23 protein-coding genes are annotated in these 21,893 nt (G+C 71.5%); 15 read left to right on the top strand and 8 right to left on the bottom strand.

The window, feature by feature from the left end; genetic code table 11:
* Positions 1-18 precede the first annotated feature (18 nt).
* Positions 19-1,428: a hypothetical protein gene (locus tag G4D85_RS01195; protein ID WP_205525375.1), complete on the bottom strand. Its 1,410-nt coding sequence runs from the start codon at positions 1,426-1,428 to the stop codon at positions 19-21.
* Between the two features lie 64 nt (positions 1,429-1,492).
* Between G4D85_RS01195 and G4D85_RS01190 the strand changes: the two genes are divergently transcribed.
* Together G4D85_RS01190 and G4D85_RS01185 are read left to right on the top strand one after the other, a co-directional pair.
* A complete protein-coding gene (locus G4D85_RS01190; protein ID WP_164007065.1) occupies positions 1,493-2,377 on the top strand; it encodes a pirin family protein in 885 nt (294 codons plus the stop codon).
* Between the two features lie 162 nt (positions 2,378-2,539).
* Positions 2,540-3,184 (top strand): hypothetical protein, encoded by a 645-nt coding sequence (locus G4D85_RS01185; protein WP_164007062.1) that lies wholly within the window; start codon positions 2,540-2,542, stop codon positions 3,182-3,184.
* A gap of 43 nt (positions 3,185-3,227) precedes the next feature.
* Here the strand turns inward: G4D85_RS01185 and G4D85_RS01180 are convergent, their stop codons facing one another.
* From G4D85_RS01180 to G4D85_RS01170, 3 genes are all read right to left on the bottom strand, one after another.
* Positions 3,228-3,695 (bottom strand): carboxymuconolactone decarboxylase family protein, encoded by a 468-nt coding sequence (locus G4D85_RS01180; RefSeq protein ID WP_164007060.1) that lies wholly within the window; start codon positions 3,693-3,695, stop codon positions 3,228-3,230.
* Between the two features lie 141 nt (positions 3,696-3,836).
* The gene (pdxR, locus tag G4D85_RS01175; protein WP_240359006.1) at positions 3,837-5,312 is read right to left on the bottom strand and encodes a MocR-like pyridoxine biosynthesis transcription factor PdxR; all 1,476 of its coding nucleotides are present in this window, start codon (positions 5,310-5,312) and stop codon (positions 3,837-3,839) included.
* Positions 5,313-5,416: 104 nt separating this feature from the next.
* Positions 5,417-5,857: a VOC family protein gene (locus tag G4D85_RS01170; RefSeq protein ID WP_164007056.1), complete on the bottom strand. Its 441-nt coding sequence runs from the start codon at positions 5,855-5,857 to the stop codon at positions 5,417-5,419.
* Positions 5,858-6,243: 386 nt separating this feature from the next.
* Here G4D85_RS01170 and G4D85_RS01165 point away from each other — a divergent pair, with 386 nt between their 5' ends.
* Together G4D85_RS01165 and G4D85_RS01160 are read left to right on the top strand one after the other, a co-directional pair.
* A complete protein-coding gene (locus G4D85_RS01165) occupies positions 6,244-6,450 on the top strand; it encodes a cold-shock protein (RefSeq protein ID WP_163995947.1) in 207 nt (68 codons plus the stop codon).
* Positions 6,451-6,526: 76 nt separating this feature from the next.
* Positions 6,527-6,709, top strand: a complete 183-nt coding sequence (locus G4D85_RS01160) for a hypothetical protein (RefSeq protein WP_164007054.1) — start codon at positions 6,527-6,529, stop codon at positions 6,707-6,709.
* 182 nt (positions 6,710-6,891) lie between these two features.
* Here G4D85_RS01160 and G4D85_RS01155 read toward each other — a convergent pair whose 3' ends face one another.
* Positions 6,892-7,752 carry an SDR family NAD(P)-dependent oxidoreductase gene (locus G4D85_RS01155; protein ID WP_164007052.1) on the bottom strand — a complete coding sequence of 287 codons (861 nt, stop codon included), beginning with the start codon at positions 7,750-7,752 and terminating at the stop codon, positions 6,892-6,894.
* A gap of 70 nt (positions 7,753-7,822) precedes the next feature.
* On the opposite strand from G4D85_RS01155, the gene G4D85_RS01150 reads away from it, so the two are divergent.
* Complete coding sequence (locus G4D85_RS01150) at positions 7,823-8,554, top strand: TetR/AcrR family transcriptional regulator (RefSeq protein WP_164007051.1); 732 nt, start codon at positions 7,823-7,825, stop codon at positions 8,552-8,554.
* A gap of 24 nt (positions 8,555-8,578) precedes the next feature.
* Here the strand turns inward: G4D85_RS01150 and G4D85_RS01145 are convergent, their stop codons facing one another.
* Entirely contained in the window at positions 8,579-9,226 is a 648-nt protein-coding gene (locus G4D85_RS01145; protein WP_164007049.1) for a helix-turn-helix transcriptional regulator, read from the bottom strand.
* Positions 9,227-9,402: 176 nt separating this feature from the next.
* On the opposite strand from G4D85_RS01145, the gene G4D85_RS01140 reads away from it, so the two are divergent.
* The 4 genes from G4D85_RS01140 to G4D85_RS01125 all read left to right on the top strand — a co-directional run bounded on the left by G4D85_RS01140 (position 9,403) and on the right by G4D85_RS01125 (position 15,741).
* Positions 9,403-11,799, top strand: a complete 2,397-nt coding sequence (locus tag G4D85_RS01140; protein ID WP_205525441.1) for a DNA polymerase domain-containing protein — start codon at positions 9,403-9,405, stop codon at positions 11,797-11,799.
* Positions 11,800-11,912: 113 nt separating this feature from the next.
* A complete protein-coding gene (locus G4D85_RS01135) occupies positions 11,913-12,746 on the top strand; it encodes a VWA domain-containing protein (protein ID WP_164007047.1) in 834 nt (277 codons plus the stop codon).
* 42 nt (positions 12,747-12,788) lie between these two features.
* The gene (locus tag G4D85_RS01130; protein WP_164007046.1) at positions 12,789-13,511 is read left to right on the top strand and encodes a protein phosphatase 2C domain-containing protein; all 723 of its coding nucleotides are present in this window, start codon (positions 12,789-12,791) and stop codon (positions 13,509-13,511) included.
* 10 nt (positions 13,512-13,521) lie between these two features.
* Positions 13,522-15,741 carry a hypothetical protein gene (locus tag G4D85_RS01125; RefSeq protein WP_164007044.1) on the top strand — a complete coding sequence of 740 codons (2,220 nt, stop codon included), beginning with the start codon at positions 13,522-13,524 and terminating at the stop codon, positions 15,739-15,741.
* Between the two features lie 87 nt (positions 15,742-15,828).
* Here the strand turns inward: G4D85_RS01125 and G4D85_RS01120 are convergent, their stop codons facing one another.
* Positions 15,829-16,542: a hypothetical protein gene (locus G4D85_RS01120; RefSeq protein WP_164007042.1), complete on the bottom strand. Its 714-nt coding sequence runs from the start codon at positions 16,540-16,542 to the stop codon at positions 15,829-15,831.
* Between the two features lie 405 nt (positions 16,543-16,947).
* Here G4D85_RS01120 and G4D85_RS01115 point away from each other — a divergent pair, with 405 nt between their 5' ends.
* The 6 genes from G4D85_RS01115 (at position 16,948) to G4D85_RS01090 (ending at position 20,613) form a co-directional block, all read left to right on the top strand.
* Positions 16,948-17,709, top strand: a complete 762-nt coding sequence (locus tag G4D85_RS01115; RefSeq protein WP_240359005.1) for an alpha/beta fold hydrolase — start codon at positions 16,948-16,950, stop codon at positions 17,707-17,709.
* Between the two features lie 158 nt (positions 17,710-17,867).
* On the top strand, positions 17,868-18,371 hold the full coding sequence (locus G4D85_RS01110) for an SAF domain-containing protein (RefSeq protein WP_164007038.1): 504 nt from the start codon (positions 17,868-17,870) through the stop codon (positions 18,369-18,371).
* Positions 18,368-19,180, top strand: a complete 813-nt coding sequence (locus G4D85_RS01105) for a CpaB family protein (protein ID WP_164007036.1) — start codon at positions 18,368-18,370, stop codon at positions 19,178-19,180. The genes G4D85_RS01110 and G4D85_RS01105 overlap by 4 nt, the downstream gene beginning before the upstream one ends.
* 1 nt (position 19,181) lies before the next feature.
* Positions 19,182-19,583: an SAF domain-containing protein gene (locus G4D85_RS01100; protein WP_164007034.1), complete on the top strand. Its 402-nt coding sequence runs from the start codon at positions 19,182-19,184 to the stop codon at positions 19,581-19,583.
* An 82-nt stretch (positions 19,584-19,665) separates the two neighbouring features.
* Entirely contained in the window at positions 19,666-20,070 is a 405-nt protein-coding gene (locus tag G4D85_RS01095) for a DUF3224 domain-containing protein (RefSeq protein ID WP_164007032.1), read from the top strand.
* Between the two features lie 93 nt (positions 20,071-20,163).
* A complete protein-coding gene (locus tag G4D85_RS01090) occupies positions 20,164-20,613 on the top strand; it encodes a GFA family protein (protein ID WP_164007030.1) in 450 nt (149 codons plus the stop codon).
* Here the strand turns inward: G4D85_RS01090 and G4D85_RS01085 are convergent.
* Positions 20,610-21,875, bottom strand: a complete 1,266-nt coding sequence (locus G4D85_RS01085) for an RNA polymerase sigma factor (protein ID WP_164007028.1) — start codon at positions 21,873-21,875, stop codon at positions 20,610-20,612. The genes G4D85_RS01090 and G4D85_RS01085 overlap by 4 nt on opposite strands.
* Between the last annotated feature and the right edge of the window lie 18 nt (positions 21,876-21,893).

The raw sequence follows: 21,893 nt of genomic DNA, 5'->3' as shown, positions 1-21,893 counted from the left end.
GCGCGGGGGGCGAACCGCTCAGCGCGCCACGGGGGCGATGCGCCGCACGTTGCGCCAGCGGACCATGCCCTCCAGCAGCGAGAGGAAGGCCTTGCGGCTGAAGCCTCGGGCCGGCAGCCGGGAGAAGAACAGCGTCTCCAGGGCCTCCACCTGCTGGGGCTTGCCGCTGTTGAGGGTGGACACGAGCCACTCGATGCGGCGGCGCACCGCGGGCGACGGGCGCAGCGACGTGGAGCGACCGCAGCCGGACACCAGCAGGTGGCCACCCGGGAGCGGCACGGCCACGAGCGGATGGTCCGTGCTGCCGCGCACCCAGTCCCGCGCGGTGAGGGCGGCGTCGGTCTGCTCGGGCGGCGGCCCGGACATGGTGCCGCCGGTGAGGTAGCGCACCCACTCCGAGGTCAGCTCGCGCTGTGAGGACTCCACCGAGGCGCCCCGGCCGCGCTTCGCGAGCGCGGCCGTCACGCTGGCCGGAAGGCGCCAGCTCCCGTCACGAGGCAGCTCGTTGACGCGCAGGCGGCCCGGCCACGCGGGCGGCGGCTCCATGCCGGTGAAGTCCGGGGGCCGGTAGGCCACGCCGAGCGAGACGCAGACGCTCAGGCCCGGCGTGGGCTCGGCGCGGTGCCAGTAGGACGCGGGCCAGCAGAGGATGTCGCCGGGGTTGCCCTCGATGAAGGACGCCTGCGCGAGCATGGCATCCTCGTCGGCCTTGTCGCGCAGGTGCACGGAGGCGGTGCGCTCGCGCAGCGTGGCGTCCTTGGGCATCTCATCTCGCGAGGAGAGCTTCTCGAAGGGCCACAGGCTGATGACCTTCTTGCCGTACACGACGAAGTTGAAGACGTGCAGGTCATCCTTGTGGATGCCGAACGGCGTGAAGCGGTAGTTGCCGAAGAGGATGGCCGGGTCGGCGCCGTACAGCGGCACGCCGAGGCCCGCGTACAGGCCCTGGAGGAAGGACCGCATCTGCTGCCAGTGCCGCCAGTGGTAGCTCTGGGCGCGGTTGAGGACGATGCCGAAGCGCTTGCCGCCCAGCCACTTGTCCAGCCGCTCCACGTACGCCTCGGGGGTGCCGTCCTCGGGCAGCGGCAGGTGCCGGCGCGTGAGGGGGAAGAGCAGCGAGTGGTAGGCCACGCCGTCCGGGCCGTCCTCGTGCTCCAGGTAGAAGCGCATGTTGCGCATCAGCGCGAGCGACTGCTCCGTGAGCAGCTGCTGCGCGGCGTTGACGAGCGCCTCGAAAATCTCCTGCGACGAGGGGAAGCCCTGTTTGTAGAGCTGCCTGAGGACGGTGGGCTTCTGGTCGAAGTGGTCTCTCGCGAAGTCCTTCCAGAAGGAGCGCGGGAGGGCCAGGGAGACGTCAGCAGCCTGCGGCGAGGGAGCGGGTACCAGCATGGGAGGAAGGCCCGGCGTGGTGGAGAGGGGTATCCGCACGCTATCACGGGTGTGTCCCGGGCTGGCTGGTGCCCCCCCCGGCGGGGGCGGTAGCGTTCTACCCATGCGAACCCTTTCACCCTCCGGCGGCGCCCAGGCGCTGCCGAGAGAGCGCACGGTGGGGGCCCTGTGGCCCGCGAAGTCCACGGAGCTGGTCGGCGAGGCCCGCGTCCTGCGAGCGCTGCCCCGGGTGGAGCTGCGCCGGGTGGGGCCCTTCGTCTTCTGCGACCACTTCGGCCCGGTGCCCGCGTCGCGCGAGGTGCTGGACGTGCCGCCGCACCCGCACGTGGGCCTGCAGACGGTGACGTACCTCTTCTCCGGCGCCATCCGGCATCGCGACTCCCTGGGGACGGTGCAGGACATCCGCCCGGGGGACGTGAATTGGATGACCGCCGGGCGTGGCATCGTCCACGCGGAGGAGGTGGACGCCGGCCCGGGGGCGAGGCCGCTGCACGGGGTGCAGACCTGGGTGGCCCTGCCCCAGGAGTACCGGCGGATTGAGCCCTCCTTCACGCACGTCCCGGCCGAGCAGCTTCCACTCGTGGAGCGGGACGGCGCGCGGGTGCGCGTCATCGCCGGAAGGCTGGAGGACGCGGTGTCGCCCGTGGCCACCTTCCAGTCGCTCACGTACCTGGACGTGGAGCTGTCCCCGAACGCGGAGGTGTCGCTGCCCGTGCACGCCGCGCATGCGCTCGCGCTGTACGTGGCCGAAGGCACGGTGTCGGTGGGCGGCACGGAGGTGGCGCGCGGCGTCCTGGCGCACCTGGACGACGACGCCCCCCTGTTGTCGCTGCACTCGAAGGGGGGCGCGCGGCTGCTGGTGCTCGGGGGCACGCCGCTGCCGGACCCGCTGGTCATCTGGTGGAACTTCGTGGTGGAGAGCGTGGCGGAGGGACGGGCGCGCTACGCGGACTGGGAGGCGGGACGCTTCCCCTCGCTCGCGCCCTGAAGCAGCCTCCGGGGAGACGGGCGGGGACTCCCTCCGTCGCCCTCCACCCGGGCGGCCGTGCCAGCGCGTGCGTCACGGAATCGGTGCATGCTGCGGCCCGCGCGTCGCGCGACGGTCCGCGCAAGGCGGAGCGCGACACGGGGCACCCCACGGAGGACGCGGATGTCGGGTCAGTCACTGGCGGCGAAGCTGATGGAGGGCGCGCGCGAGTGGGCGAAGCGGCTGCCCGCCGCGCTCGGCGAGGACGTGGCGGTGGACGTGGGGCGCAAGCGCCTGCGGCTGTCGCACCCCCGGGTGGAGCTGGTGGTCCGCCAGCTCCTGCGCAAGGCGAAGGGCCTGGAGCTGCGCGAGTGGACGGCGAAGCCCGACGTCTATGAGGTCCGCCTGTCGGTGCAGGGCTGGAAGCTGCGCGTGCAGACGACGCTGGAGCGCGTGGAGCTGGCGTCCGGTCGCTACCGGCTGTGGCTGCGCACGCCGGGCGTGGTGGAGCTGGAGGAGTCGCGCACGGCCTCCTCGCTGATGATGGGCGTGCTGCGCGCGGGGGCCGGCCAGGCGGCGCTGCGCGCGCTGGCGGAGCGGCTGCTCCCGCCGGGCATCCGCTGGGACGGGCAGGTCCTCCAGGTGGAGGGGAAGCTGCCCGCGGAAGGCCCGTTGCCGGCGAAGCTCTTCGAGAACGCCTCGCTGGCCGTGTCCGCCGAGCACTGCCCGGAAGGGCTGTGGCTCGGCGCCGAGGCGTGGCCGGGGCTGATGGACCTGCTCCAGGTGCTGGTCGGCACCGAGCTGCCGCGCACGCCGCCGGGGACCTGAGCCTCGCGGGGCCCGCCCCGGCTCACGCAGCGCTCGGCCTTCCCTACCTGGCCCCGGCCGGTGGCTGGTACGTGCCCGGCGGAGTCCGCGCGGCGATGGCCAGGCGGTTCCACGCGTTGATGGTGGCCACCGCGACGGTGAGGTCGGCCAGCTCCTTCTCGGAGAAGTGCGGCTGCACGGCGCGGTACACGGCCTCCGGCACATGGCCCTCGGAGAGCCGGGTGACGGCCTCCGTCCACGCCAGCGCCGCGCGCTCGCGGTCCGAGTAGTACGGGCTCTCCTCCCACGCATCCAGCCCGTACAGCCGCTGCTCCGACTCACCGGCGGCGCGCAAATCCTTCCAGTGCATGTCGATGCAGTACGCGCACCCATTGAGCTGCGAGGCGCGCAGCTTGAGGAGGTGGAGGAGCTTCGTCTCCAGCCCGCACTCGTGCAGGTACCGCTCCAGCCCCAGCATCGCCTTGTACGCACCCGAGGCGACCTTCCCCGTGTCGAAACGCTGTGCTTCCATGTGTCCAACCTCCGAATCATGTCGGGCAGCCACTTCCGCTCCCCGGCTTGCAGGGCGAGGTGTAACGGTGGTTCTCGCCTCGCACGAGAGCCACTTGCGCGCGGAGCCAGGGGGCCACTTTCCGCACGGGCAGCGGCTCGCTCAGCGCAGGGCCCGCGCGAGCCTCGACACCCCCTCGGCCAGCTCCTCCTCCGGGACGCACGCGTAGCCGAGCAGCAGCGCGCCTCGCGGCCGTCCCTGGAGCTGGAACGCCGACAGGGCAAACGCCTGGAGTCCCGCCTGGGCTGCCTTCGCGGAAGCGGCGCGGTCATCCACGCCCTCGGGGAGCCAGCCCACCAGGTGCATTCCCGTGTGGAGCGGGCTGACGTCCACCAGTCCCCGCAGCTCGCGCCGGGCGGCCTCGACGAGCGCTTCCTGCCGGGCGGCATAGAGCACGCGCATGCGCCGCACGTGGCGGCTGAAGTGGCCCTGGGTGATGAAGTCCGTGAGCACCGCCTGCTCCAGGCTGGCGGAGTGGCGGTCCACGAACACGCGGGCGGTGCTGAAGGCGTCCACCAGGGACTCGGGCACCACGAGGTAGCCCAGCCGCAGGGCGGGGGACAGCACCTTGCTGAAGGTGCCGGTGTAGAGGACGCGGGCCTCCGCGGTGAGCCCCTGGAGCGCGGGCGGGGGCCGGCCCACGTAGCGGAACTCGCTGTCGTAGTCGTCCTCCAGCACCCACGCCTCCTCGCGCGCCGCCCACGCCAGCAGCGCCCGGCGGCGCCGCTCGCTCATGACCACGCCCAGGGGGAACTGGTGGGCCGGCGTGACGATGGCGAGCCGTGCGTGCGGGGCCAGCCGGAGCCCCGCCTCCACGTCCAGGCCCTCCGCGTCCACCGGCACGGGGACGCGCGTGGCTCCCGCCGCGATGAGCGCGCCATGCGCGGGGGAGTAGCCCGGGTCCTCCACCCATGCGGCGTCGCCCACGTCCAGCAGCACCTGCGCGGTCAGGCTCAGGGCCTGCTGGGTGCCATTGACGATGAGCACCTGCTCCGGGACACAGCGCACGCCGCGCGCGGTGGCCAGGTAGTCCGCGACGGCGCGGCGCAGGGGCAGGTGGCCCGCCGCCGGGATGTGGCTCAGCAAGTCCCGCCACGAGCGCTGCCAGCGGTTGTGGAGCAGCCGGCCCCACAGCTCGCTGGGGAAGGCGTCCAGCGCGGGCACTCCCATCCGGAAGGCCATCCGGCCCGGCGCCATGCCCTCCGCGGGCGCCGCCAGCGGAGGCACCGAGGCCACCGCCGCGCCGCGCTTCGACAGCGCGCGCGGGTCCACGTGACGCGCGGGCGTGGGGGCGGCGGGCGCGTGCCGGACGGCGAGCAACCGCTCCGGCAGCTCGCGGGCCACGTACGTCCCCGAGCCCGTGTGGCCCACGAGGTAGCCCTCGGCCAGCAGCCGCGCGAAGGCATTCAGCACGGTGTTGCGGGACACGTCGAGCTGCTCCGCCAGCGCGCGCGTCGACGACAGGCGGGTGCCCGGCGCCAGCCGTCCCGCGAGGATGGCCCCGCGCAGCGCCTCCGCGAGCTGTGCGTGCAGCGGCGCCCCGGTGGACGCGTCGAGCACGAGGGACGGGGCCGCCATGACGGCCGGTCGCTTCCGGGGTCTCCGCTTCGAAGCCACTTCGGATTTACCTCGGTGATGCCGGGCATCACCAACCATCACTGGGATTCACGGCAGCAAGCGGGCTACGTCTTCGTCGTAGGCATGAGTCCGGGAACACCCGCCCTTGGAGGGTGTCTGTCGCCCTCGTCGCCCCACACGTTCGCCCGTCCTTCGAGCGGTCCCCGCTGGGGACGGACGACGCAGAAGCGCTGACCGGTGGGCGCTTCCATGACCCACCAGCGCTTGACGAACTCCACGCGCTTCGCGCCCAGCGCCTCCAGCCGCTTCACCTCGGCGTCGAGGTCATCCGTCTCGATGTCCAGGTGGATGCGGCTGGGGTGCGCCACCGTCTGCAGCAGCAGCATCGGCTCCCCGTCCCCCGTCTTCAAATCCCGGTAGGTGGGGCTGTCCTGGACGGGTGGGTTGGCGGGCCGGCCCAGGGCGCGGCTCCAGAAGTCGGTGGCGGCGTCCAGGTCGTCCACCTTGCAATCAATCACGAATGCGCAGAGCCGGCTGTGGTGCATGTCTCCTCCAGGAGGGGTGGAAGGCACTCGTCCTTCCGTGCGTCGGTCCGGATACACGGAGTCACCGGGCGGGAGAACGCCCTCCGTCCGGCTTCGGCCCCTTGCGGGCGGCCCGTGTCGCCTCGCGGATATTCGCCCCAACCCAGGCGCTGGAAACGGGCGAAATGGGCCTTCGCGCATTAGCTTGGGAGCGTTTGGGGTGCCTCCCTGGGAGGCAAGGGGCCGGAATTCTTCGATTCCGCCCTCCGTTTCACCCCACGGCTGACAACCGGTGGATATTCGGGGCCTCCACAATCGACTTTGGCCCCCTGACAGGCTAGAGGCACCCCCATCCCACGTCGGGACCTGGGGACGGCCTTCGGGCCGCGAGCAGAAAGAAGAAGCGTATGGCGACTGGTACCGTGAAGTGGTTCAACGACTCGAAGGGCTTTGGGTTCATCGCCCAGGACAACGGCGGCCCTGACGTGTTCTGCCACCACTCCGCTATCCAATCGGATGGGTTCCGGACCCTGGCCGAGGGCCAGAAGGTGGAGTTCGAGGCGAAGAAGGGCCCCAAGGGCCTCCAGGCCGAGAACGTCCGCATCGTTGGCTGAGAGCATGGCTCCAGCACCCGTCGGCCCGGCTTCCTCACGATGAGGCCGGGCTTTTGTTTTCAGTGAAGGAGGCTCAATGCAAGGAAGATCCACGAAGCGCCAGAAGGAGCAGGCGCGCAAGCAGCACCAGCAGGAGAAGGACTCGAAGCGCTCGGAGCGGAAGAAGGAGAAGTCCGAGCGTCCCGCCCGTCAGCCCGGCGATGTCGACCCCGACATCGCGGACATCGTCCCCGGCCCGCAGCCGCCGCTGGAGTACTGAGCGACCTCCGCTCAGGCCGCTTCCAGCGGGCTGTTCGGACCGCGTTCCTTCCCGTGCTGCTCCCCATGCTCACGCTGGGGACAGCGTGCGGTGACGCGGGCCCGGGTGACACGCTGGAAGCGCCGCTGGCCACGCTCGGCCAGGACTCTCCCCAACTTTCGCTCCATCGACCGCGCCAGCCGCTACCTGCGCGCAGGGCTGGCACTCGGAGCCAGCACCGGCGTCACGGGCGCGCGGGGCTTCATCATCTTCGCTGCCACCTGGACGATGAGGGTCCGGGGCAGGAAGCGGGGAAGTGCCGACTGGAAGCGGTTGCGCCAGCCGGGTACGACGGAAGCGCGGCCCTGCTCCAGCGCGCGCAGTCCCAGCGCCGCCACCTGCTCGGGCGTGGCCATGGGGCCCACCGCCACGTCGCGAGAGCCCACGGCGTCGAAGAAGCCCGTCTCCACCGGCCCCGGGCACAGCGCGAGCACCCGCACGCCGCGCTCCCGCGTCTCTCCCCATAGCGCCTCGGTGAAGGAGAGTACGAACGCCTTGGTCGCGGCGTAGACGGCCATGTACGGCACCGGCTGGTAGCCGGCGATGGAGGCGACGTTGAGCACGCCGCCCGCTCCGCGCGACAGCATGGCGGGCAGGAACAGGTGCGTGAGGTCCACCAGCGCGGTGACGTTGAGCATCACCTGCTCATGCTCCCGCTCGAAGGAGTTGGCCTCGAAGGGGCCATGCGAGCCGAAGCCCGCGTTGTTGATGAGCAGGTCCACCGGAAGGCCGCGCGCCTCGCACGCGGCATGGAGCTCGCGTGGGGCACCGGGGCGGCTGAGGTCCGTGGCCAGCACCTCCGCGCGGATGCCATGTGCCTGGGACAGCTCCGCGGCCAGGGCGCGCAGCTTGTCCTCCGAGCGCGCCACCAGGACCAGGTCCATGCCACGGGCGGCGAGGAGTCGGGCGAAGGACTCGCCAATGCCGCCAGAGGCGCCGGTGATGAGGGCACGGCGGCCGTGAGAGAAGAGTGCTGCGGGAGCCAGGGAAGTCGAAGTGGTCATGTGCTAAGAATGTGAGCCCGGACTCACGTTCTCAACTCGCGTACCGCTCACATTCCTGAAGGAGCCCGCCATGAAGTCCGCAGCCCCGCTCGCCCCTCGGAGGAAGCCGCGCCAGTCCCGCGCGCAGGCGACGTGCGATGTCATCGTCACGGCGACCGCTCAGGTTCTGGTCAAGGATGGCTACGACGCCGTGAGCACCAACCACGTCGCGCGCGTGGCCGGGGTGAGCGTGGGCTCGGTGTACCAGTACTTCTCCAGCAAGGAGGCGCTGGTGATGGCGGTGATGGAGCGCTACCGGGCCGCGGGCCTCGCCGAACTGGAGGAGGGCATCTCCAAGATGTCGGGAGCGACGCTGCGCGAAGCGCTCCGGCTGCTCATCCGTCAGGTGCTCGCGAGCAAGGCCGCCAACCCGCGGCTGCACCAGGTGCTGGTGGAGCAGCTGCCCCGGATGCGGCAGTTCCAGCAGGTGGACCCCTACGCCGTGCGAATCCTCCGGGTGGTGCGGTCCTTCCTGGAGCCCCACGCGCGAGAGCTCCGGCCGCGTGATTTGGACATGGCCACCTTCATCATCGTCAGCACCGTGGAGTCCCTCACCCACGTGGCGCTGACGGACCGTCCCGAGTACCTCACCCGCGAGGCCTTCGTGGACGAGCTGTGCGCGCTGGTGCTCGGCTACCTCCAGCCGGAGCAGGAGGCCGCGCGGCGCGGCGGGCGCACTCGCGCGGATGGACTGCCTCCGGCACGCAGGCCCCGGGCGGATGCTCCCGTGGCTCGCAAGGCCCGGTCGTCCGGCAAGCGGTAGCTTCGGGGTGCAGCGGAGCCGTGCTCAGGGCGTGCCGCGCAGCACCTCGGCCTGGGTGATGCGGTCCAACCGGAAGGGGCGGCGCTCCTCCTTGCCCTTTCCCAGCTCGACGCAGTCAATCCGTGTCTCGTGCCGGTCCATGATGACGGACATGACGCGGACGTCGCGCGTCGTCTCCAGGTAGTTCCCGTCGACGTAGGTGATGCGGAGCGGCTGCTGCTCGAACCACGCGCGCTCGATGGCCTCGCGCACGGCCTTCCGGGCGGGGAGCGCCGGCACGCCGAGGAACGACAGCTCCTTCAGCCGCGTGAGCAGCTCTCGCTGCGCGGACGTGGACAGCGCGGAGCGCACCTTGTCGAGCGCGGACTCCAGCGTGTCGGTGAACGGCAGCAGGCGCATGTCGATGGCAAAGCGCCCCAGCGCCACGATGAGCGCGGCCTCGCGAGCAGTGAAATTCACGGGGGGAAGGCTATAGCTGCGGTCCAGCGCATAGCCACCCCCGCGCCCGCGCTCGGCGGCCAGCGGCATGGCGGCGGCGCGCAGCGCATCCAGGTCCCGATAAATCGTCCGGATGGTGACACCGAAGCGCTCGGCCAGCGTCTCCGCGGTGACTCCCGTGCGGCGACCCCGGAGGTACTCGGCGAGGGCGAAGAGTCGCTCGGTGCGCTGCATGGGATGAAACCTGACATACCACTGTCACACCCATGCCTCAAGATGACGGTCCACACCGTCACACGGCGCGGGGCTGCACCTTGCATCGCGTGCACGGAGAGGCTTGCATCATGAGCGTTCTCGACTGTTACCCGCGAAGGGGCGCCGCCCCCGTTTCCACCCTCATGACCAACCCGATGGAGGATGAGTGGTTGTGGGGCTGGGACCCGACTCCGGGCATCGTCTCGGTGTGGGCGGAGCCGGACGGTCGGGCCTTCGTGTGGCGGCGGCTGCCCGGGACGGTCGGGCTGGTGCGCGAGGACGTGCGCTTCCGGCCCTGGCTCCTCCTGTCCTCGCTGGAAGACCTCGCGCACCTGGGGTCCCGGCTCCGCACCGAGCGGGAAGGCCCCGCGCCGAACCGCGTGACGTGGGAGGAGCTGGAGGGGCCCGGCGCGCTCCGCTACCTCGTCCGCGCGGAGGACGGGCGCGCGCTGGCGGGGGCCGTGCTGCACGGGGCCTCGCGGCGGCTGGGGCGGCCCTTCGGGCACCTGCGGGACCTCGACGCCAACACCGCGCTCTCGCTGCCGCCGGAGGAGCAGTACCTCATCGCCACCGGGCGCACGTACTTCCGCGACCTGGGCTTCCATGAACTGCACCGGCTCCAGTTCGACCTGGAGACGACGGGGCTTGACCCCGACAGGGACCGCATCTTCCTGGTGGCGCTCCGAGACCCGGCGGGAGGCACGGAGGTGCTCGACGCGCACGGGGACGACGATGCCGCCGAGGCCGACCTCCTCCGGCGGTTGATGGAGCGCATCCGCTTCCACGACCCGGACGTCATCGAGAACCACAACCTGCACGGCTTCGACCTGCCCTTCCTCGCGCGCAGGGCGAAGGTGCTCGACGTGCCGCTCGGGCTGGGCCGCGCCGGCTCGCCGGGGCTGCGGCAGCGTCCGGCCTCGCGAGGGGCCGTCGTGGGGCGAGGCCGCTCGGACGCCATGCGCCGCAGCCGCTACACGGTGCCGGGCCGCGAGCTCATCGACACGCTGGACGCGGTGCTGCGGCACGACTTCTCCGCGCGCGATTTGCCGGGCCACGGCCTCAAGGTCGTCGCGAAGCACCTCGGCCTCGCCGGGCCGGAGCGGGAGCACATCCCTGGCCCGAAGGTGTACGAGGTCTTCCAGAAAGACCCCGAGCGGGTGCGGCGCTATGCCCGCGACGACGTGCACGAAGCCGCGGGCCTCGCGCGCCTGCTGGGCGGGGCCGCCTTCGCGCTGGCCCGAATGGCGCCGCGCCGCTACGAGCGCCTCGCGGATGCGGGGCCCGCCACGGGCGTGCTGGACCCGCTGCTGGTGCGCGCCTACCTCCGGGCGGGGGCGGCGCTGCCCGCGCACGAGGAGGGAGACGGCACGTCCCACAGCGGCGCGGCGCTGCACCTGTTCGCCACCGGAGTCGCCCGTCACGTGGTGAAGGCGGACGTCGCGAGCCTCTACCCCTCGCTGATGCGCCAGTACCGCATCGGCCCGCGCAGGGACAGGCTCGGCGTGCTGCTCGCGCTGGTGGACCGGCTGGTGGACCAGCGGCTGGAGGCGAAAGCCAAGGCGAAGGCGGCGGCGCCCGGCTCTCCGGAGCGGCACACCCACGAGGCGCTCTCCGCGGCGATGAAGATTGTCGTCAACTCCGCCTATGGCTACCTGGGCGCGGTGGGGCTCACGCGCTTCGCGGACGTCCACGCCGCCAACGAGGTGACGCGGCACGGGCGCGAGGTGCTGGGGCTGCTGTGCCGGGAGCTGGCGCGGCGGGGCGTCACGCTGCTGGAGGCCGACACGGACGGCGTGTACTTCGCGGTGCCGGACGACTGGCGCGAGCTGGACGAGCGGCGCGTGGTCTCCGAGGTCGCCGCGCTGCTCCCGCCCCGCGTCAAGCTGGAGTTCGACGGGCGCTACGCGGCGATGCTCTCGCACGAGCCGAAGAACTACGCGCTCCAGCCCTACGACGGGCCCCTCGTCCTGCGAGGCGTGGCCTTCCGCTCCAGCCGGGCGGAGCCCTTCGGCGAGGAATTCCTGCGCCGGGCGCTGCGCTGCCTCCTCGAAGGGGACATCCCTGGCGTGCGCGAGGCCTATGTCTCGACGGTGATGGCGCTGCGTCGCAGGCAGGTCCCCACCTTCGACGTGTCGTCGCGGGTGCGGTTGACCAAGAGCCCGTCGCAGTACCACGCCCTCCGCGAGCGTCGGCGCGAGCTGTCCTACGAGGCGATGCTGGCGGGCGGGCGGAAGGACTGGGCCGTGGGCGAGCGCGTGCGGGTGTACCGCGCGGTAGGCGGACGCGCGGGCCTGTTACCCGACCCGGAGGACGACCGTGACGCCGGCAGCGCGGCAGACCCACGCGACTACGACACCGAATACTACGTGCGGCTGCTGCGGGAGACCTTCGCCGCCCGGCTGGTGCGTGCGCTGGCGCCTGAGGACTTCGCGACGGTGTTCGACGACCCTGGCCAGCCCTCCCTCTTCGCGCCACTCCTCTCGAAGGCCCGGCCGGTGCTCACGGTGCTGCGGGAGCCGCAAGCGGAGGACGCCGGAGACACGGCCGGATGACCGGGGCCGGGGCCCCGACTCCGAGTGAACCCGGTGGCCCGGAGTCTCGCTGTCCCGTCATGCCCGGGTGCACTACGCTTTCCCCCTCCGACACCTCGGCTTGATGAGGCACCATGGCTTACTCGGCGGAGATCAACCGCACGCACCCGGCATGCATCCTCATCCTCATCGACCAGTCCGGGTCCATGGAGGAGCCCTTCAGCGGCTCGCAGCGGCGCAAGGCGGACGGGGTGGCGGACGTCACCAACCGGCTGCTGCAGAACCTGGTGGTCCGGTGCGCCCGCGAGGAGGGCATCCGCGACTACTTCCACCTGGGCGTGCTGGGCTACGGCGCTGAGGTCGGCCCCGCCTTCCGGGGAGCACTGGCGGGCCGGAGCCTCGTCCCCATCAGCGAGATTGGCCACGCCCCGGCGCGGCTGGAGGAGCGCACGCGCGAGCGTGAGGACGGCATGGGCGGCCTGGTGCGCGAGAAGGTCCGCTTCCCCGTCTGGTTCGAGTCGGTGGCGAATGGCGCGACGCCCATGTGTCAGGCCCTGGCCCGCGCGACGGGCATTGTCGGTGACTGGCTGCGCCAGCATCCCGAGGGCTTCCCGCCCATCGTGGTGAACATCTCCGACGGACAGGCCACCGATGGAGACCCCACGGGCATCGCCTCCGAGCTTCGCGGGATGCGCAGCGCGGACGGCTCGGTGCTCCTGCTCAACGTGCACCTGTCGGCGCGCACGCAGCACCCCATCCAGTTCCCCAGCACGGACGCGGGCCTTCCGGACGAGCACGCCCGGCTCCTCTTCCAGCTCTCCAGCCCGCTCACGCCGGGCATGCTGTCGGCCGCGAAGGAGGAGGGGCTCACCGTCACCGAGGGCGCGCGGGGCTTCGTCTTCAACGCGGACATCATCTCGCTCATCAAGTTCCTGAACATCGGGACGCGCCCCAGCAACCTCCGCTAGGGCCTTCGCTTCGGGGACGCCGTGCGACTCAGCATCGAAGCCGTGTCACTGCAGAAAGAGGGGAACCAGCCTTCCGAGAACGAGGACGCCTACGCGCCCCGGGACGTGAGCCTGCTCGAAGGCACGCCGCTCCACGTGGCTGTCGCCGACGGCGCGACGGAGAGCCTCTTCTCGGGCTTCTGGGCCGGGCTGCTGGCACGGGCCTTCTCCCAGGGTGACGTCCGGGATGCCGGGGGACTCCTCTCCGTCCTCCCCACGCTCCAGCAGCAGTGGCACCAGCACGTCGGCGGCAAGCAGCTGCCCTGGTACGCGGAGGAGAAGCTCCGCGAGGGCGCCTTCGCCACGCTCCTCGGCGTGCGGCTCGGGGTCGGAACCTGGGAGGCGTTAGCGGTGGGGGACTCCTGCGTGTTTCAACTGCGGCAGGACGCGCTGCTGGCCAGCTTCCCCCTGGCGCAGTCCGCCGCGTTCGGCTCGACGCCCTTCCTCCTCTCCACCCATGTCCAGCAGAACGGGCGCGTGGAGCCCCAGGTGCGCACGGCCTCGGGAGCGCTGCGGGAAGGGGACACGCTGTTGTTGATGACGGATGCACTGGCCTGCTGGTTCCTCGCGGAGCACGAGCGCGGCAACGCCCCGTGGAAGACGCTCCCGGCCCCAGGTTCGGAGGAGGGGAGGGCCGCGTTCGAGGCGCTCGTCGCCCGCCTGCGCGCGGAGAAGGCCATGCGCAACGACGACGTGACGCTCCTCCAGCTCACCGTGAGGGCGTGAGCGCCGGCCCATGAGCCTTCCTTCCGACAGCGAATATCTGGCGGCCGTCCAGAACCCGCGCCAGGCCTTCTCCGACCCCGAGCTCCAGGACGCGCTGCCGGAGCTGATGGAGACGGGAGCCCTGGCGGGGATGCCCCGGCCGCGCGCGGGGAACTTCGCGACCGTCTACAAGCTCTGCCGTGGCGAGCGGGCCTGGGCCGTCCGCTGCTTCACGCGGCCCATCCAGCCCGACCAGCAGGCGCGCTACCAGGAACTCATCCGGCACCTGGCCATCCACCGACTGCCCTACACCGTCGACGTGGCCTTCCTCACCCAGGGCATCCAGGTGCAGGGCCGGTGGTTCCCCATCGTGAAGATGGAGTGGGTCCAGGGCGAGTCGCTGGGCCAATACGTCGAGAAGCACCGCGAGTCCCCGAAGGCGCTCTTCGACCTGGCCGCCGCCTGGGTGGACCTGCTGGGGGACTTGCGACGGGCTCGCATGGCGCACGGTGACCTCCAGCACGGCAACGTGGTCATCACGCCCGGAGGGCTGCGCCTGGTGGACTACGACGGCATGTTCGTCCCCGCGCTCGAAGGGCGCTGGAGCCATGAGCGGGGGCACGCCAACTACCAGCACCCGGACCGCGACGGGGGCTTCCTGCACGGGCGGCTGGACCACTTCTCGGCCTGGGTGGTGTGGCTCTCCCTGGTCGCCCTGGCCCACGAGCCCTCGCTCTGGGAGCGATTCCACGGTGGCGATGACTGCCTGCTGTTCCGCAAGAAGGACTTCGTCGAGGGGGAGCGCTCCCCGCTGCTCCAGGCCCTGCTGGGCTCCCGCCATGAGCCGGTGAAGGTGCTCGCTTCCTACTTCCTGCGCTCGGTGCTGCCGAGCCAACCGGCCCAGGTGCCGCTGCTGTCCGGCGCGGACCTCTCTGTCCTCGGCCGGGAGGACGCCCCGGAGCGCCTCGCGCCACCGACGGCCGCTGGCGAGGTGGCCCGCTTCACGTTCCCCGTCCCCAGCACCTCGCCGGTCCTCACCTCGGTGCCGCTCGCGGACCGGCAGATGGCCAATGGCTTCCTGCTCGCGGGGGGCCTGTCCGCCGTCCTGTCCGCGGCCATGTCACCCGCCTGGCTGGTGGGGCTGGGACTCTCGGGAGGGCTGGGGTGGGTGTGGGCGCGTGCCTCGTTCCAGCGGCAGGAACTCGTCGCCCGGCGTCGCCAGCTCGAAGCAGACCTCGCGCGGACGCGGCGAGAACTGGCGGAGGCGGAGGAAGGGCTCCGCCGGCTCGTGGCGGAGCGGGCCCGGCTGGAGAAGGAGACGCAGGCGCGCTGCACGCAACTGCTGGCCTCCCTGGATGGGTTGCGGCGCCAGAGGGACCAACTCTTCGAACAGGCCCGTGAGGTCCGCGAGGCGCACGAGTCCTCGCTCGCGCGGCTCACCGAGCGGCGGCGTGAGCTGGACGCGCGGGAGCACCGTAAGCGCGAGGTGCTCTCGGCGGAGCAGTCGGCCCGGATGGCGAAGCTCGTGCGGCAGCGGGACCTCGCCAGCTACCCCACGGCGGCCATCGCGGAGGCCCTGCGGGTGCTTCAGGCCGAGCACCTCTCCAGGGCGCTTCAGCGTGCTGAGCTTGTGATGGTCCGCCTCGACGAGGTGGGCAGTCCCCGGAAGCTGAGAGCCCTGCTGCGCAAGGCAGGACTCATGACCGCGGAGGATGTCACCTGGGACAGTCTCATGACCGTCGAGGGGCTCGACAGCGAGCAGCGGCTCGCCCTGATTCGGTGGCGTGACGACGTGGCGCGGTCGGCGCGCGAGTCGATGCCGCAAGAGCTCCCCGCGGACCAGCGGAAGTCACTCGAGAGCACCTGGGCCACCCAACAGACCCAGGTGGAGGCGCGGATGGCGGCGATGCGGGAGGAGTTCGCGCACCGCTCCGAGTCCCTGGCCGCGCGCTTCGCCGAGCAGCGGGAGTCCCTGGAGGCTTGGAAAGACGCCGAGGAGGAGGCGCTCCGGCGCGAGGAGCCGGTGAGGACCGCGGAAATCGACCAGGAGTTCGAGGTCCTCACCCGGGAGCTGAAGGCGCGGACCGACAGCGTGGACGCGCTGGACGTGGAGCTCACCGCCGCCCGGCGTCACTGCGCCGACCTCCACTGGAGCCAGGAGGCGCAGGCGCGTGAGCAGGCCGACCTCGGCTCCATCGACTTCTCCCGCTACCTCTCGCTGCTGCTCAAGGACACCCAGGGGCCGGCCTGAGCGGGGCACCGCGGACTTCGACTCCGGAAACACCACTGGCCTCGCGGCCGGGCCGAGCCCGGAGCCGCGAGGCCAGGAGGAAGCGCCTCAGTAGTTGAGGTTGACCGCGAAGTGGAACGTGTCACCGGACGCGTTGTCCACGTCCGCGCGGAAGTCGAAGTTGCTGCCGCTGCGGTAGTACCAGAGGTAGCCGCCCGCCCCGACGTTGCGGATGACCTGGTCCTTGATGTTGAGCGTCACGTTGCCGGAGGTCGGGCACACGGCCGTCTTGTGGTACTCCACGCCGCTGCGCTGGGCGTAGGCGCCACCCGACCAGTTGGTCAGGCACATCTTCCAGTCGTAGGCCGCGTTGCAGAAGTTGTCCTGGAACCAGGTGATGTCGCACGGGCCGTAGGCCGCGGCGGTCGTGCCGGCGGCCTGGCCGTCCCGGACAATCGACTCACCGCGCTCGGACGCGCCCTCGGCGTCGCGCAGGGAGGGGTTCGCGCGCATCAGCTCGTACCGCTGCTGGGCGACGCCGAGCGCGTTGGGCACGTCGCTCCGGCCGGTCAGCTTGCTCCACGCCTCGGCGGGGCCGATGCCGTCGATGGCCGACGGCGGGTTCGGGTAGAGGCCGGTCTCCATGACCACCACCTCGCCGTCCTCCAACTGGAGGAACTCGACCACGTTGCCGTTGTCGCGCTGCACGCTCTCCAGCACCGCCGCGGGCGTCTGGGCCTTCTCGGGCGTGGTGTCGCTGCCCTCGATGCCGCAGCCGGCGCCGAGGACCATCATCATGACTCCAGGGACGAAACGCTTCATGGGGACTTCTCCCGGGCAACGCCTAAAGCGTTGCTCCTGTAGTGGGGTTGCAAGCGCGCGCCGTGGGTCTGCGTGGGTCTTGCGTCGGCGTGCTCCCATGCCTTGAGCAATGGCCGTGCCGCGCATGCTCCCGAGGGAGCGAGAGGCCTCAGGGGGCGAGGGCGTGCAAGCCCTGCCTGCAAGTCTTGCCGTGTCATGGCGGTTCTTGCCCACGTGGATGTCGGTCGAGGCGTCCGGGCAGGAGTGAAGTCGCGGACGTACGGCGGCCCCGGTGTGGGGCGCCCCGAGGGGAAGTAGGGCAGACTCGGCCGATGGCCCCGGCGCTACGGACAGCGCGGTGGGCGGACGGGCAGTGCCCGTACCGGGGGCCGGGAGCCGAGCCAAATGAAGCACAAGGAAGCCAGGATGGTGTCTGTCACCGGACCCGCGGGCCGGCTGATGGCGACAGTGGAAGGCGATGGCGGCGTCCCCGTCATCTTCGTGCACGACGTGGCCGCCGACCGGACGCACTGGGCCGACACGCAGCACGGCCTCGCGACGCGCAGCGTCTCGTTCGACCTGCGAGGGCTGGGCGAGAGTAGCGGCTCCAACGGCCCCTTTGGCGTGGAGGCCGCGGTGGAGGACGTCGCCGCCATCGCCGACGCGCAGGCCCCGGAGAAGTTCGTCCTGGTGGGCCATGGCTTCGGGGCCGCGGTGGCCGGTGCATTCGCCGCGTACTACCCCGAGCGGCTGGCCGGGCTCCTCTATGTCGAGGCCCCGGGAGACCTGCGCCGCATGCCGAAGGCCGAGGCCGAGGCCTGGCTCGACAACTTCAGCGCCGCGAAGTACGGCACCTTCCACGAGCACTGGCTCGCGCCCCAGCTCCTCGCCGCCAAGGAGGCGACGCGCGTGCTGGTGATGAAGACGATGCGCACCTCGCGCCGGGAAGCCATCGCCGGCAACCTGGAGTCGCTCTTCAGCCACGACCCGGACGCGGCCTTCGAGCAGTTCAAGGGGCCCACGCACGCGCTGGTGGCGACCGCGGGGCCGGACACGCTGGCGGGCCAGCGGGACACGCTGTCCCGCTCCGTGGCGCCGCACGCCAGCCATTGGCTGATGCTGGACGCGGCGCAGTGGTTCCACACGGAGCTGGTCCGCTTCCTCGGTCAGTGTCGGCACCACCCCTGAGCCGCGGCGGCCCGGGTCGGTGACACCCGGAGTGGAGGCGGCTCCACGGCGGGGCTGCCCCACGTCCGCGCCGCACCCACCGCATGGAGTCCGGCCTTCGCACTGGGCTACCGTGGACGCATGCGTTTCATCTGGGAAGGCCCGTCGCGGGGGCGGCCATGACGGCTCCCGCATCCACCTCCCGGGAGGCCCTGCCGCTCCTGGGAGGCATCCTCTTCGGTGTGGCCGCCGGCCTGCCGCTCTCGGGGCTCGTGGGCGGCTTCGTCATGTACCTCCTCGTCAAGGATGCGGAGACGGAAGCGCGCCAGGGCTGGGAGCTCGTCCCGGTGGTGGTCGCCAGCAAGGCGCTGGCCGCCGGTGACCTGGTGACGCACGAGACGATGGCGCAGCGCCTCATTCCGGCCCAGCTCGTCACCGAGTCCGTGGTGAAGCCCGACAGCGCGCATTTCCTCGTCGACCAGACCCTCACGGCGCCCTTCGCGGCCGGCGAGCCACTGCGCTGGGGCTACTTCGAGGTCGGGTCCTCCTCGTTCAATGCCAGCGCGCCCCAGGTACTCACGGACGAATGCAAGCGCGCGCAGGCCTCGCGGCCGGACGTCTCCAGGAGGGAGCGGACCGCGGAAGAGATCCGCGCCCGGCTGCTCAAGAAGGGCCCGCGATGAAGCGCTTCCTCCTGGGCAGTGTCATCGGGCTCCTCCTGAGCTTCGCGGGTTTGGGGCTCTACCTGTCGCGCGTCATCGAGGCGCGGATGCAGTCCGCCCGCCAGGGCTGGGCGCCGAAGCCCACGCTCCTCCTCACGCGCGACATCGCCGAGGGACAGAAGCTCGCGGAAGGGGACCTCACCGAGGCCTCCTATCCGGAGCAGTTCGTGCTGGCGTCGTTCGTCCCGCCCTCCGACCGGCGCTTGGTGGTGGGGCGTCCGGTGACGCTGCCGTTGACCAAGGGAGAAGTCCTCCCCTGGGCGGCCTTTGCCCGGCAGGACTCCGTCCGGCGGGTGCACGCCTGCGTCGCGGACGTCCTCCCGGTGTACGAGGAGGCCCACGGGCGCGCCGTAGAAGAAGCCATCCGCGCCTTCTTGGCGTCAGGCGCCGGGGCCCCCGGAGCGCCGCGCCCGCTACCCCCCTTCAAGTTCGGTCCGGACGGCACGGCTCCGGTGCTGGTGCTGACGCAGGCCGTGGTGGAGGGCGGCCGGATTCCCAGGGAGGCGCTGGCCGTCCGTCGGATGCCGCGGGCCCTGGTGACGCGGAGCGTGGTGCCCGAGGACGCGCTGAAGGATGTGGCGGATGCGCTGGCGCTGGTTCCCCTGGAGGCGGGCGACACGCTGCGCTGGCAGTTCCTCGACGACCCCGAGCGGCCACGCTCCATGGGGGCCTGTGTTCGTCAGGCCTCCTCCGCGGCCGACCAGCAGGTGGCCGGCGTGGCCAGAGAGAGGGCCCGGGCCTTCTTCGGTGTTTCCCAGGAGGGTCGCTGACATGCGGAGGCTCCAGTCGTTGCTGCTCGCGGCGCTCCTGCCCCTCCTGCTGGGCGCGCAGCCAGGGAAGAAGCCCGGCGCCGCTCCCGAGCAGGTCTCCGTGACGGTCGCCACGCGGGACCTCGCGGTGGGCGAGGTGGTGAAGGAGGCGGACCTCGCCGCCGTCCAGGTCGACAAGCAATGGGCGACCGGCTCCGTGGTCCAAACGGAGTCACGCCAGTACATCCTCGGGCAACGCCTGCTCCACCCCGTGCTCAAGGGCGACCTCGTCACCTGGATGGTGTTCGAGACCACGAAGAACCCCGCGCTCCATGACCGCTGTGCCCAGGCCGTGGCCCTGCCGGAGTCGGCGCTGGAGCAGGTGCAGCGTGCGCGGCAACTTCTCCTCGAACGCAAGCGCTGAGGCCCGGCCTCGCTTGAACACCACGTGTACGCAGGGGGCGACGGGCTACCCTGCAGGCCCTGCATCCAGGAGTGAGACGACCATGACGAAGCGAGCGAGTGGAGCCTTCGACGTCAAGCTGACCCCCATGGCCCCGGACGCGGAGGCCGGAGGCTCGGACGTCGGCCGGATGGCCCTCGACAAGCGGTTCCACGGCGACCTGGAGGCCACCAGCAAGGGGCAGATGCTCGCCGTGAGGACGCCCACCGACGGCTCGGCGGGCTACGTGGCGATGGAGCGCGTCAGCGGGACGCTGCACGGCCGCACCGGCACCTTCGCTCTGCAGCACTCCGGCACCATGACGCGGGGCGCGCCGCGCCTCTCAGTCACCGTGGTGCCGGACTCGGGCACCGGCCAGCTCACGGGGCTCGCCGGCGCCATGAGCATCCTCATCACCGAGGGCCGGCACTCGTACGAGCTCGACTACACCCTCCCCGAAACGCCCTGAGCGCGCCCCCGTCGGGACAAACCTGACATAAGGCTGTCATGCCCGGGTCCTACTGTTCGCTCAGTCACTTCGAGCAACCCAGGAGCAACCGCCATGTCCCAGACCCAGAACCCGAGCCAGAGCAACGTGAAGACCTACGCCGGTAGGTGCCTGTGCGGCACCGTGCGCTTCGAGGCCGAGCTGGACCTCACCGAGCCCGTGAGTCGCTGCAACTGCACCTTCTGCGTCAAGGTGGGCGCCACCAGCTCCATCGTGAAGCCGAGCGCCCTCCGGGTGGTGGCGGGCGCGCAGAGCCTCGGCGAGTTCCGGAAGCAGAGCGACAGCAAGAACTCCCGCTCCTTCTGCAAGAACTGCGGAACGCACTGCTTCGCGGGGGGCTACGTCGAGGAAATCGGGGGCGACTACCGCTCCGTCTACGTCAACTGCCTGGATGACGTGGACCTCACGGAGCTGACCATCCGGTACTGGGATGGCCGCAACAACAACTGGGAAGCGGGCATGCGCGCGGAGCCGTGGCCCGTCCGGGCGCAGGCGCGGGCCTAGCGCGAGGCGCAGCTCGCCGCGCGCTCCAGCAGCAGCTTGCGCTCGCGGGCGTTGCGGGTGAGCGAGGCCGCGCTTTCGAACTCCTTCCGGGCCTCGTCGAGGCGGCCGAGCTTGAAGAGCAGGTCACCGCGCACGCTCGGCAGCAGGTGGTAGTGCTTGAGCGACGGCTCGGAGGTCAGTTCGTCGACGAGCTCCAGGCCCGCCGCCGGGCCAGAGGCCATCGACACCGCCACGGCGCGATTCAGCTCGACGACGGGGGAGGGCATGAGCTGGGCCAGCTCGCCGTAGAGCGCGGCGATGCGCGCCCAGTCGGTGTCCCCCGCCGTCCGCGCCCGGGCGTGGCACGCGGCAATCGCGGCCTGTGACAGGTATGGGCCCCGAGGGCTGGCCAGCTGCTCGCCACGCTCCAGCGCCGCGAGCCCGCGGCGGATGAGGAGCTGGTCCCACAGGCCGCGGTTCTGGTCGAGGAGCAGGACGGGCTCGCCCGCCGGGCTGACCCGCGCCCGCATGCGCGAGGCCTGGATTTCCATCAGCGCGACGAGGCCATGGACCTCCGGCTCGTCGGGCATCAGCCCGGTCAGGATGCGGCCGAGGCGGAGCGCGTCCTGGCAGAGCTCCGGCCGCATCCAGTCGTCACCGGCGGTGGCCGAGTAGCCCTCGTTGAAGACGAGGTAGATGACGCCGAGCACCGACGACAGCCGCTCGGCGAGCTCGGGCCCCCGAGGGACCTCGAAGGGGACGTGCGCCTCGGCGAGAGTCCGCTTCGCCCGGACGATGCGCTGGGCGATGGTCGGCTCCGGGACGAGGAAGGCGCGGGCAATCTCCTCGGTCGTCAGTCCGCCGAGCAGCCGCAGCGTGAGCGCCACGCGCGCCTCAGAGGAGAGGACCGGGTGGCAGGCGGTGAAGACGAGGCGCAGCAGGTCATCGCCGACGTCGTCGTCCAGCGCGGCGTCCAGGTCCGGCGTGGACTGAGCCTGCTGGGCCTCCATGTCCTGACCGAGCTCCTCGTGCTTGCGCTGGAGCAGCTGGTTCCGGCGCATCTCGTCGATGGCGCGGTGCTTCGCGGTGGCCATCAGCCAGGCGCCCGGGTTCTCCGGGACGCCCGCCTGCGGCCACTTCTCCAGCGCGGCGACGAGGGCGTCCTGCGCCAGCTCCTCGGCACGGCCGACGTCGCGCACGAAGCGCGCGAGGCCGGCGATGAGCCGGGCCGACTCGATTCTCCAGACCGCCTGGATGGCACGGTGCGTCTCGGTAGCCGTCACGGCGTCCGACTTACGCAG

Source organism: Pyxidicoccus trucidator, from assembly GCF_010894435.1.
Classification (GTDB): domain Bacteria; phylum Myxococcota; class Myxococcia; order Myxococcales; family Myxococcaceae; genus Myxococcus; species Myxococcus trucidator.
The sequence above is the reverse complement of the archived record's forward strand: the minus strand, read 5'-3'. Positions and strand labels throughout refer to the sequence as shown.

Bases quoted from the DNA above. Each gene is read 5' to 3' on its own strand.
- G4D85_RS01105 (WP_164007036.1), top strand. From the start codon at position 18,368: ATGAAGCGCTTCCTCCTGGGCAGTGTCATCGGGCTCCTCCTGAGCTTC.
- G4D85_RS01120 (WP_164007042.1), bottom strand. From the start codon at position 16,542: ATGAAGCGTTTCGTCCCTGGAGTCATGATGATGGTCCTCGGCGCCGGC.
- pdxR (WP_240359006.1), bottom strand. From the start codon at position 5,312: ATGGCGGCCCCGTCCCTCGTGCTCGACGCGTCCACCGGGGCGCCGCTG.
- G4D85_RS01185 (WP_164007062.1), top strand. From the start codon at position 2,540: ATGTCGGGTCAGTCACTGGCGGCGAAGCTGATGGAGGGCGCGCGCGAG.
- G4D85_RS01135 (WP_164007047.1), top strand. From the start codon at position 11,913: ATGGCTTACTCGGCGGAGATCAACCGCACGCACCCGGCATGCATCCTC.
- G4D85_RS01180 (WP_164007060.1), bottom strand. From the start codon at position 3,695: ATGGAAGCACAGCGTTTCGACACGGGGAAGGTCGCCTCGGGTGCGTAC.
- G4D85_RS01170 (WP_164007056.1), bottom strand. From the start codon at position 5,857: ATGCACCACAGCCGGCTCTGCGCATTCGTGATTGATTGCAAGGTGGAC.
- G4D85_RS01160 (WP_164007054.1), top strand. From the start codon at position 6,527: ATGCAAGGAAGATCCACGAAGCGCCAGAAGGAGCAGGCGCGCAAGCAG.
- G4D85_RS01155 (WP_164007052.1), bottom strand. From the start codon at position 7,752: ATGACCACTTCGACTTCCCTGGCTCCCGCAGCACTCTTCTCTCACGGC.
- G4D85_RS01150 (WP_164007051.1), top strand. From the start codon at position 7,823: ATGAAGTCCGCAGCCCCGCTCGCCCCTCGGAGGAAGCCGCGCCAGTCC.
- G4D85_RS01190 (WP_164007065.1), top strand. From the start codon at position 1,493: ATGCGAACCCTTTCACCCTCCGGCGGCGCCCAGGCGCTGCCGAGAGAG.
- G4D85_RS01115 (WP_240359005.1), top strand. From the start codon at position 16,948: ATGGTGTCTGTCACCGGACCCGCGGGCCGGCTGATGGCGACAGTGGAA.
- G4D85_RS01145 (WP_164007049.1), bottom strand. From the start codon at position 9,226: ATGCAGCGCACCGAGCGACTCTTCGCCCTCGCCGAGTACCTCCGGGGT.
- G4D85_RS01090 (WP_164007030.1), top strand. From the start codon at position 20,164: ATGTCCCAGACCCAGAACCCGAGCCAGAGCAACGTGAAGACCTACGCC.
- G4D85_RS01140 (WP_205525441.1), top strand. From the start codon at position 9,403: ATGGAGGATGAGTGGTTGTGGGGCTGGGACCCGACTCCGGGCATCGTC.
- G4D85_RS01110 (WP_164007038.1), top strand. From the start codon at position 17,868: ATGACGGCTCCCGCATCCACCTCCCGGGAGGCCCTGCCGCTCCTGGGA.
- G4D85_RS01125 (WP_164007044.1), top strand. From the start codon at position 13,522: ATGAGCCTTCCTTCCGACAGCGAATATCTGGCGGCCGTCCAGAACCCG.
- G4D85_RS01100 (WP_164007034.1), top strand. From the start codon at position 19,182: ATGCGGAGGCTCCAGTCGTTGCTGCTCGCGGCGCTCCTGCCCCTCCTG.
- G4D85_RS01165 (WP_163995947.1), top strand. From the start codon at position 6,244: ATGGCGACTGGTACCGTGAAGTGGTTCAACGACTCGAAGGGCTTTGGG.
- G4D85_RS01095 (WP_164007032.1), top strand. From the start codon at position 19,666: ATGACGAAGCGAGCGAGTGGAGCCTTCGACGTCAAGCTGACCCCCATG.